At 68.3% G+C, this 9,690-nt stretch carries 10 protein-coding genes; 2 read left to right on the forward strand and 8 right to left on the reverse strand.

What is annotated here, in order from left to right; all coding sequences use genetic code 11:
• Window positions 1–3: 3 nt before the first annotated feature.
• Genes V7D28_RS03870 through V7D28_RS03880 form a run of 3 tightly spaced genes read right to left on the reverse strand, consistent with a single transcriptional unit; the run spans window position 4 to window position 2,580 of the window.
• Complete coding sequence (locus V7D28_RS03870; protein WP_333586045.1) at window positions 4–156, reverse strand: hypothetical protein; 153 nt, start codon at window positions 154–156, stop codon at window positions 4–6.
• On the reverse strand, window positions 140–1,165 hold the full coding sequence (gene cydB, locus V7D28_RS03875; protein WP_333586046.1) for a cytochrome d ubiquinol oxidase subunit II: 1,026 nt from the start codon (window positions 1,163–1,165) through the stop codon (window positions 140–142). The genes V7D28_RS03870 and cydB overlap by 17 nt, the downstream gene beginning before the upstream one ends.
• On the reverse strand, window positions 1,165–2,580 hold the full coding sequence (locus V7D28_RS03880; protein ID WP_333586047.1) for a cytochrome ubiquinol oxidase subunit I: 1,416 nt from the start codon (window positions 2,578–2,580) through the stop codon (window positions 1,165–1,167). The genes cydB and V7D28_RS03880 overlap by 1 nt, the downstream gene beginning before the upstream one ends.
• A 183-nt stretch (window positions 2,581–2,763) precedes the next feature.
• Between V7D28_RS03880 and V7D28_RS03885 the strand changes: the two genes are divergently transcribed.
• Entirely contained in the window at window positions 2,764–2,949 is a 186-nt protein-coding gene (locus V7D28_RS03885) for a (2Fe-2S)-binding protein (protein WP_333586048.1), read from the forward strand.
• Between the two features lie 130 nt (window positions 2,950–3,079).
• Window positions 3,080–3,571: a bacterioferritin gene (gene bfr / locus V7D28_RS03890; RefSeq protein ID WP_333586049.1), complete on the forward strand. Its 492-nt coding sequence runs from the start codon at window positions 3,080–3,082 to the stop codon at window positions 3,569–3,571.
• Between the two features lie 80 nt (window positions 3,572–3,651).
• On the opposite strand, the gene fba is transcribed toward bfr, so the two are convergent.
• The 5 genes from fba to V7D28_RS03915 form a co-directional block, all read right to left on the reverse strand.
• Complete coding sequence (gene fba / locus V7D28_RS03895) at window positions 3,652–4,737, reverse strand: class II fructose-bisphosphate aldolase (RefSeq protein ID WP_333586050.1); 1,086 nt, start codon at window positions 4,735–4,737, stop codon at window positions 3,652–3,654.
• 37 nt (window positions 4,738–4,774) lie between these two features.
• Window positions 4,775–5,965, reverse strand: coding sequence for a phosphoglycerate kinase (locus V7D28_RS03900; protein WP_333586051.1), 1,191 nt, complete (start codon window positions 5,963–5,965; stop codon window positions 4,775–4,777).
• 88 nt (window positions 5,966–6,053) lie between these two features.
• Window positions 6,054–7,061 carry a type I glyceraldehyde-3-phosphate dehydrogenase gene (gene gap, locus V7D28_RS03905; protein WP_333586052.1) on the reverse strand — a complete coding sequence of 336 codons (1,008 nt, stop codon included), beginning with the start codon at window positions 7,059–7,061 and terminating at the stop codon, window positions 6,054–6,056.
• A gap of 243 nt (window positions 7,062–7,304) precedes the next feature.
• Window positions 7,305–8,504, reverse strand: a complete 1,200-nt coding sequence (gene purT, locus V7D28_RS03910) for a formate-dependent phosphoribosylglycinamide formyltransferase (RefSeq protein WP_333586053.1) — start codon at window positions 8,502–8,504, stop codon at window positions 7,305–7,307.
• Between the two features lie 4 nt (window positions 8,505–8,508).
• Window positions 8,509–9,690 (reverse strand): transketolase-like TK C-terminal-containing protein (locus tag V7D28_RS03915; protein ID WP_333586054.1); only part of this gene is annotated, 1,182 nt, incomplete at its 5' end.

The following is a 9,690-nucleotide window of genomic DNA, read 5'->3' on the forward strand; positions in this document are numbered from 1 at the left end:
CGTTCAGTTCAGTCCGAGCATGGCCCGCAGGGCGTAGGCCACCGCCGCGGTGGCCGCCAGGCCCGCCAGGGCGAGGCCGACGAACCAGGCCAGGCGACGCCAGACCGGTGGGCGGGGCTCTCCCTCGTCGGGCGGTCCCTCAATGATATCCCGCATCGGCGCCCACCTTGCCCCGGAACACCCAGTAGACCCACACCGTATAGGCCAGGATCACCGGCAGCAGGATGGCCACCCCCACCAGCATCAGGCCCAGCGCATTGTCCGCCGACGCCGCCTGGCGGAAGGTCAGGTCATAGGGGACGATGTTGGGGAAGAATCCGACCGCCAGGCCCAGATAGCCCGACAGGAAGATAATCAGGGCCCCGATGAAGGGGGTGGCGTCATGACGCCGCCTCAGACCAAAGGCCAGCAGCCCCAGGCCGGCCAGGCCCAGCAGGGGAATGGGCGAAAGCTGCGCCAGGCGCGCCAGGTCGAACGCCCCGTCCTCAAAGCCCCAGCGCTGGGCCACCTGCGGGTGGACGAAGAGGGTGGCGGTGCTCACCACCGCCAGCAGCACGCCGCTGGCCAGGGCGGCCCGCCAGGCCCAGCGGCGGGCGTCGCCATGCAGGTCGTCCTCCGTGCGCCAGATCAGCCAGGTGGCGCCCAGCAGCACATAGCCCACGGTCAGGCCGACGGCGACCAGCAGGGTATAGGGGGTCAGCCAGTCGAAGGCGCCCCCGGCGAAGGCGACGCCTTCGATGGTCACGCCCTGGATGAAGCCGCCCAGGACCAGGCCCTGGGCGAAGGCGGCGGTGGTGGAGCCCGCCGCGAAGGCCGCCGTCCAGAAGGCCTTGCCCCGCTTGCGTCCCCGCGCCCGGAACTCGAAGGCCACGCCCCGCAGGATCAGCGCCATCAGCATCAGCAGGATGGGGATGTAGAGGGCCGGCATGATCACCGCATAGGCCAGGGGGAAGGCGGCGAAGAGGCCGCCGCCGCCCAGCACCAGCCAGGTCTCGTTGCCGTCCCAGAAGGGGGCGATGGAGTTCATCATCGCATCGCGGTCGCGGGGCGAGCGGGCGAAGGGAAACAGGATCCCCAGCCCCAGGTCGAACCCGTCCAGCATCACATAGAGAAGGACCGCCGTGGCGATGATGGCGGCCCAGATCAGGGGCAGGTCGAGGTTCATCACGACTCCTCCTTCGGGCCTTCCGGGTCGCCGGGATTGCGAGGGGCGGCGGCCAGGGCCCAGCCCGGCGGGCGGCGCTCGCTGGGGGGCGCTTCATGGGCGCCGGCCACAGGACCCTCGGCCAGCAGGCGCAGAATGTAGAGGGCGCCGACGCTGAAGACGATGGCGTAGACCACCAGGAAGGCCAGGAGCGAGGCCGACACCGCCCCCGCGCCGATGGGCGAGACCGCGTCCTCGGTGCGCAGAAGCCCATAGATGACATAGGGCTGGCGGCCCACCTCGGCGACGATCCAGCCGGCGATCACCGCGACGAAGCCCGCCGGCCCCATGGCGATCGCGCTGCGAAGGAAGAGCGTGCTGCGCTCCACCCGGCCGCGCCAGACCAGATAGGCGCCCCAGAGGCCCAGGCCGATCATCGCCAGGCCCAGCCCCACCATCACCCGGAAGGACCAGAAGACGATGGCCACAGGCGGCCGGTCCTCAGGGGCGAAGGCGTGCAGGCCCTGGACCTCGGCGTCGACGGCGCCGGCGGTGATCAGGCTGCCCACCTTGGGGATGGACAGCTCCCAGCGGTTGCCCTCGATTTCCCGGTCGGGCCAGGCGGCGATGTGGAAGGGCTGCTCAGTGCGGGTTTCCCAGAAGGCCTCGATGGCCGCCAGCTTGGCCGGCTGATGCCTCAGCACATCCTTGCCCGACAGGTCGCCCACCAGCAGTTGCAGGGGGGCGACGATGGCCAGCATGCCGATGGCCATCTTCAGAGCGATGCCCGACTCCGGCTCGGCGGGATCCTTGAGCAGTCGCCAGGCCGAGGCGGCGGCCACCACCAGCGCGGTGGTGAGATAGGCCGCCAGCACCATGTGGGCGAGGCGCTCGGGGAAGGTGGGAGAGAAGATGACCTGGAACCAGTCCACAGCCACCAGGCCTTCCTCCACCGAACCGGCATAGCCCGACGGGCTCTGCATCCAGCTGTTGGCCGAGATGATCCAGAAGGCCGACATCAGCGTGCCCAGCGCCACCAGCACGGTGGAGGCGAAGTGCAGGCCTGGCCCCACCTTCTTCCAGCCGAACAGCATGACGCCCAGGAAGCTGGCCTCCAGGAAGAAGGCGGCGAGAACCTCGAAGGCGAACAGCGGCCCCAGCACCGGGCCGGAGACGGCGGAGAAAACGCTCCAGTTGGTGCCGAGCTGGTAGCTCATCACCACCCCGCTCACCACGCCCATGCCGAACGAGATGGCGAAGATCTTCACCCAGAAGAGATAGAGGGACTTGAAGGTCTCGTTCTTCGTGACCAGCCACAGCCCTTCCAGCACGGCCAGATAGCTCGCCAGGCCGATGGTGAAGCTCGGGAAGATGATGTGAAAGGCGATCGTGAAGGCGAACTGAAGCCGAGACAGGATCAGCGCGTCGAATTCCATCTGGTCCTCCAGGCTCCAGGCGGCAGTCGCGTCGGGGCGAAGTCATGCGCCTGAACGGGCCGAAGGCCAAACCGCGATTGCGCGACATTCCGTCGCGCCTGCGAATCTTTTGCACTGCGAGTGAGTTGCAACCCCGTTAGCATGTGCTAAACACGGGCTCTCGCCAGGGAGCCCGCGCCACTCGTGTACGTCTGCAATTGCAACGGAATTCGGGAACGTGAAGTCCGCGCCGCCGTGGCGGCGGGGGCCAGCCGGCCGTCGGAAATCTTCAAGGCCTGCGACTCGGCTCCGCAATGCGCCCGGTGCGTCTGCGAGATGCGGGAAATCCTCGAAGAGCAGCGCCAATCCCTGCGCTACGCCGCCGAATAAGACGCATTTTCAGTCTTCGGCGAAGTTTCTTCGTCAGCGCCAATCACTTGCAAACATAGTCTTTGACATCGGTCATTGACGGCATGATTTTGCCCTGAATTCCCGTGCGTTCGTTAGGAAAGGAAGTTCAGTGCAGGGCGACAAGGCGATCATTCGGCTATTGAATGCCGTTCTCACCAACGAGCTGACTGCAGTGAATCAATACTTCCTGCATGCTCGCATGTTCGACAACTGGGGCCTGAAGCGTCTCGGCAAGATCGTCTACGAAGAGTCGATCGGCGAGATGAAGCACGCCGACAAGCTGATCAACCGGATCCTGTTCCTCGAGGGTCTGCCGAACCTGCAGGACCTGCACAAGCTCAAGGTCGGCGAGACCGTGGGCGAGTGCCTGGAATCGGACCTCTCCGTGGAGCTGGGCGGCCGCCAGACCCTGATCGAGGGGATCAAGCTGTGCGAAGGCGCCGCCGACTATGTGTCGCGCGAGCTGCTGCGGGAGATCCTCAGCGATACCGAGGAGCATATCGACTATCTCGAAACCCAGCTGGCCCTGCTGAAATCCCTGGGCGAGCAGAACTTCCTGCAGTCGGCCATGGGCGAGATGGAGGGCGGCGGCGGTCACTGACGCAGGCCGCAGTCGTTCAAATGAAAAAGCCCCGGCGGATCGACCGCCGGGGCTTTTCTCGTCTGGTCGTCCCGGTCGCCCTATTCGGCGGCCTGGCGGCTGACGCCGATCTTGGGCGAAAGCTCGCCCGAGGCGTAGCGCTTGGCCATGGCCGACAGGGGCAGGGGCCTGATCTTGTCGGCCCAGCCGGCGGTGCCGAACTCTTCGAAGCGCTGGCGGCAGACCGCGCGCATGGCCTCCATGGCAGGCTTCAGATACTTGCGCGGGTCGAACTCCGACGGGTTCTCGGCGAACACCTTGCGGATGGCGCCGGTCATGGCCATGCGGTTGTCGGTGTCGATGTTGATCTTGCGCACGCCGTGCTTGATGCCGCGCTGGATTTCTTCCACCGGCACGCCCCAGGTCTGGGGCATCTCGCCGCCGTACTGGTTGATGATGTCCTGCAGCTCCTGCGGCACCGAGGAGGAGCCGTGCATCACCAGGTGGGTGTTGGGCAGGCGGCGATGGATTTCCTCGATGACGTTCATGGCCAGGACGTCCCCGTCCGGCTTGCGGGTGAACTTGTAGGCGCCATGGCTGGTGCCCATGGCGATGGCCAGGGCGTCCACCTCGGTGGCCTTCACGAACTCCACGGCCTGGTCGGGATCGGTGAGCAGCTGGTCATGGCCGAGCTTGCCCTCGAAGCCGTGACCGTCCTCCTTCTCGCCCATGCCGGTTTCCAGGCTGCCCAGCACGCCCAGTTCGCCTTCGACGCTGGCGCCGACCCAGTGGGCCATGTCCACCACGTTGCGGGTCACCTTGACGTTGTAGTCGTAGTCGGCCGGGGTCTTGGCGTCGGCCATGAGCGAGCCGTCCATCATCACCGAGGTGAAGCCGAACTGGATGGCCGTGGCGCAGGTCGCCTCGTTGTTCCCGTGGTCCTGGTGCATGCAGATCGGGATGTGCGGATACATCTCCGCCAGGGCGTCGATCAGGTGCTTCAGCACGATGTCGTTGGCGTAGGAGCGCGCGCCCCGGCTCGCCTGGATGATGACCGGCGCATTGACCGCATCGGCGGCCTCCATGATCGCCAGGCCCTGCTCCATATTGTTGATATTGTAGGCCGGCACGCCGTAGCCGTGCTCGGCGGCATGATCGAGAAGCTGTCTCAGGGTAATCCGCGCCATCGCCTTATCCGTCCGTTCTTCGTCGTCTTTATGTGTCTTACTGGCTCAGAGCCGCCACGCCGGGCAGGGTCTTGCCTTCCATCCATTCAAGGAACGCGCCGCCCGCCGTCGAAACGAAGGTGAAGTCCTCGGCGCATCCCGCCACGTTCAGGGCCGCCACCGTATCACCCCCGCCGGCCACAGCCACCAGTTGACCGGATTTCGCCCGTAAGGCGGCGTGTTTTGCCGCCGCCACGGTCGCCTTGTCGAAGGGCGGCACCTCGAAAACGCCCAGCGGACCGTTCCAGATCAGAGTTTGCGCCCCATCCATGGCGGTGATGAGACGGGCCAGCGTCTGCGGGCCGGCGTCCAGGATCTTGTCGTCAGGCCCCAGGCCCTCCAGCCCCTGCACCTTGGAGGCCGCGCCGGGCGCCACCTCCACGGCGGTCACCACATCGATGGGCAGCAGGAGCTCGCAGCCCGAGGCCTTGGCCGCGGCCATGATCTCGCGGGCGGTGTCCCCCAGATCGTGCTCGCAGAGCGAGCCGCCCACATCCACCCCCTGGGCGGCGAGGAAGGTGTTGGCCATGCCCCCGCCGATGGCCAGCGCATCGAGCTTGCCCACCAGATTGTTCAAGAGGTCGAGCTTGGTGGAGACCTTGGAGCCCCCCACGATCCCCAGGACCGGGCGCTTCGGCTGGCCCAGGGCGGCGTCCAGGGCGTCCAGCTCCCGGCGCATCTGCTCGCCCGCATAGGCCGGCAGCTGGCGGGCCAGTCCTTCGGTGGAGGCGTGCGCCCGGTGGGCGGCGGAAAAGGCGTCATTGACATAGAGGTCGCCCAGGGCGGCCAGGGCCTTGGCGAATTCCGGGTCGTTCTTTTCCTCCCCCGGATGGAAGCGGACATTCTCCAGCAGGAGGACCTGCCCGTCGGCGAGGTTCGCCACGGCCTCGGCGGCCGTCTGGCCCACGCAGTCCTCGGCGAAGGCCACCGGGACGCCCAGCACCCGCGACAGGGGCCCGGCCACCTGAGCCAGGCTCATTTCCGGGACGCGCTTGCCCTTGGGACGGTCGAAGTGGGCCAGCAGGATCACCCGCGCGCCTCCGGCCCGCAGACGCTCCACCGTGGGTCGGGCGGCCTGGAGGCGGGTGTCGTCGGTGACCTGGCCGTCGGCCATGGGCACATTGATGTCCACGCGCACCAGGGCGCGCTTGCCGGCCAGATCGGCGTCGTCGAGGGTCTTGAAGGTCATGGGCCTTGGCGTCCGAGGGGGCGGAAATGCGGGCTCCGTCCCCGGGCCGCCAAGGCCCGAGGTCGGAGCGCTCGGGGGCGGCGTGGCTCTAGATGAGCTTGGCCATGGCGATGGCGGTGTCGCTCATCCGGGTGGAGAAGCCCCACTCGTTGTCATACCAGGACAGCACCCGGCCGAGCTGGCCTTCGATGACCTGGGTCTGGGGCAGGGCCGCGGTGGACGAGGCGGCCACATGGTTCAGGTCGATGGACACCAGCGGGTCGTTGGAGGTGGCCAGCACGCCCTTCATGGCGCCGTCGGCGGCGGCCTGCAGGGCCGCATTGATCTCGTCCTTGGTCACCGAGCGGCCGGGAACGAACTTCAGATCCACGACCGAGACATTGGGGGTCGGCACGCGGATGGACGAGCCGTCCAGCTTGCCCGCCAGTTCCGGCAGCACCAGGCCCACGGCCTTGGCCGCGCCGGTGGAGGTGGGGATCATGGACATGGCCGCCGCGCGGGCGCGGTAGAGGTCCTTGTGCATGGTGTCCAGGGTCGGCTGGTCGCCGGTATAGGCATGGATCGTGGTCATGTAGCCGCGCTCGATGCCGCACAGATCGTGGATCACCTTGGCGATCGGCGCCAGGCAGTTGGTGGTGCAGGACGCGTTGGAGACCACCAGGTCATCCTTCGTCAGGGTCCCGTGGTTGACGCCATAGACGATGGTCTTGTCGGCGTTGTCGCACGGCGCAGACACCAGAACGCGCTTGGCGCCGGCGTCCAGGTGGGCGCTGGCCTTGTCCTTGGAGGTGAAGATGCCGGTGCATTCCAGGGCGATGTCCACGCCCAGGTCCTTGTGCGGCAGCTCGCCCGGATTGCGGATCGCCGTGACCTTGATCTTGCCGCGACCCACGTCGATGGAGTCGCCGTCGACCTTGACCTCGCCGGGGAAGCGGCCATGCACGCTGTCATAGCGCAGCAGGTGGGCGTTGGTCTCCACCGGGCCCAGGTCGTTGATCGCCACAACCTCGATGTCCGTGCGGCCATGCTCGATGATCGAGCGCAGGACGAGCCGGCCGATGCGGCCGAAACCGTTGATGGCGACGCGAACGGTCATGGTGAGGTTCTCCTGACGGGCTTGGGGCCGGCGGACGGCGTTTTCCGATTGAATTGCGGGGGTTTTGTGCGGGCGCGCGCGCGCAAGTCAAGGCTTAGTGAACCCGATCCGGCGCAAGGCGGGGCGAAAGTGACAGGCACGCCGGCTCAGGGCCTGAGGAAGCGGTGAATCACCCGGTCATCCAGGTCGATAAAGGTTGATCAGCCCGCGCTCCGCAGTGCGAACCGGACCTCGGTCACCGGCCTATTCGACGGCGACCACGCGCACCTTGCCGGCCGCCTCCAGGGCGCGGGCGCGGGCGGTCTCGACGCTTTCGGCGCGGGCGAGCGCCACACCCATGCGCCGGCGCTCGAAGGCTTCGGGCTTGCCGAACAGGCGCAGATCGGCGCCCGGCACGGCCAGCGCCTCGGCCACGCCCTCGAAGGCCACGCCGCGGGCCTCCATGCCGCCATAGATCACTGCGCTTGCGCCCGGCTCGCGGTGGGTCACGTCCACGGGCAGGCCCAGAATGGCGCGGGCGTGCAGGGCGAATTCGCTCTGGACCTGGGTGGCCAGGGTCACCAGGCCGGTGTCATGCGGGCGCGGGCTGACCTCGGAGAACCAGACCTCGTCGCCCCTGACGAACAGCTCCACGCCAAAGAGGCCCAGGCCGCCCAGGGCGTCGGTGACCTTGGCGGCGATGTCGCGGGCGCGGGCCAGCGCCGCCGGGCTCATGGCCTGGGGCTGCCAGCTCTCCACATAGTCGCCGCGCACCTGGCGGTGGCCGATGGGGGCGCAGAAGCTGGTGGCGATCTCGCCGTCCCGGCCGCGGGCGCGGACGGTGAGCAGGGTGATCTCGAAGTCGAAATCGATACGACCCTCGACGATGACGCGAGCCTGTTCCACCCGGCCGCCCTCCAGGGCGTAGCGCCAGGCCGCGGCGAGGCCTGAGGCGTCCTCCACATAGGACTGGCCCTTGCCGGAGGAGGACATGACCGGCTTGACGAAGCAGGGATAGCCCACCTGGGCCGCGCCCTGCGCCAGCTCCGCCGCGCTGGAGGCGAAGGCGTAGGGCGAGGTGGGCAGGCCCAGGTCCTCGGCGGCCAGTCGGCGAATGCCCTCGCGGTTCATGGTCAGCTGGGTGGCCCGCGCCGTGGGGATGACGCGCGCCAGGCCGTCAGCCTCGATCCGCGCCAGCTCGTCCGTGGCGATCGCCTCGATCTCCGGCACGATCAGATGGGGGCGCTCGGCCTCCACCAGGGCGCGCAGGGCCGCAGCGTCGGTCATGGCGACCACATGGCTGCGGTGGGCCACCTGCATGGCCGGCGCGTCGGCGTAGCGATCCACGGCGATCACCTCGCAGCCCAGGCGCTGCAGCTCGATGACCACTTCCTTGCCGAGCTCGCCCGAGCCCAGCAGCATCACCTTGACGGCGCTCGGCGCCAGCGGCGTGCCCAGGCGCATGACGTTACAGCTTCGCCTTGACGGCGGCGGCCAGGGCCTCGGCGGTGATGCCGAATTCCTGATAGAGCCGGTCATAGGGGGCGCTGGCGCCGAAGCTGTCCATGCCCACGAAGACCCCGTCCTCGCCGATGAACCGCTCCCAGCCCAGGCGCACGGCGGCCTCCACCGCGGCGCGGACCTTGGCCTGGCCGATGACGCGGGTCTTGTAGTCGGGGGCCTGGGCTTCGAACAGCTCCCAGCAGGGGACCGACACCACGCGGGTGGGCACGCCCTGGGCCTGCAGCAGGTCGCGGGCCGCCACGGCCACGGCCACCTCGGTGCCGGTGGCGAACACGGTGGCCTGCGCCTCCCCGCCTTCGGCGGCGCGCAGCTCATAGGCGCCGCGGGCCGACAGATTTTCAGCGGCCGCTTCCAGGCGCACGGCCGGGACCTTCTGGCGCGACAGGGCCATGATCGAAGGGGTGGTCTTGGTGGAGAGCGCCAGCTTCCAGCACTCGGCGGCCTCCACCGCATCGGCCGGACGATAGACGTTCAGGTTCGGCATGGCCCTCAGGGAGGCCAGATGCTCCACCGGCTGGTGGGTGGGGCCGTCCTCGCCCAGGCCGATGGAGTCGTGGGTCATCACGTGGATGACCCGGGTCCCCATCAGGGCGCCCAGGCGGATGGCGGGCCGGCTGTAGTCGGAGAAGACCAGGAAGGTGCCGGAATAGGGGATGACGCCCCCATGCAGGGCCATGCCGTTCATGGCCGCGGCCATGCCGTGCTCGCGGATGCCGTAATGGACATAGCGGCCGGCATAGTCCGGCGCGTCAAAGGCCGGCGTGCCCTTGACGAAGGTGTTGTTGGAGCCGGTGAGGTCGGCCGAGCCGCCGACCATTTCCGGCACGGCGGGCACAAGCTGTTCCAGGGCCGAGCCGGAATGGACGCGGGTGGCGTTGGCGGGCTTGGCCGCCGGCAGTTCGGCCAGATAGGCGTCCAGCCGCTCGAAGGCGTTCTGCGGCAGGTCGCCGGCCATGGCGCGGACGAATTCGTCCTTCAGGGGCGAGGCGGCCAGGGTCTTTTCCCAGGCGCGGCGGGTCTTGGCGCCCTTGCGGCCCGCCGAGCGCCAGGGCTTGTACACCTCGTCAGGGATGACGAAGGGCTCGTGGCTCCAGCCCATGGCCAGGCGGGAATCGGCGATCTCGTC

Source organism: Phenylobacterium sp. (genome assembly GCF_036723115.1).
GTDB lineage: Bacteria > Pseudomonadota > Alphaproteobacteria > Caulobacterales > Caulobacteraceae > Phenylobacterium.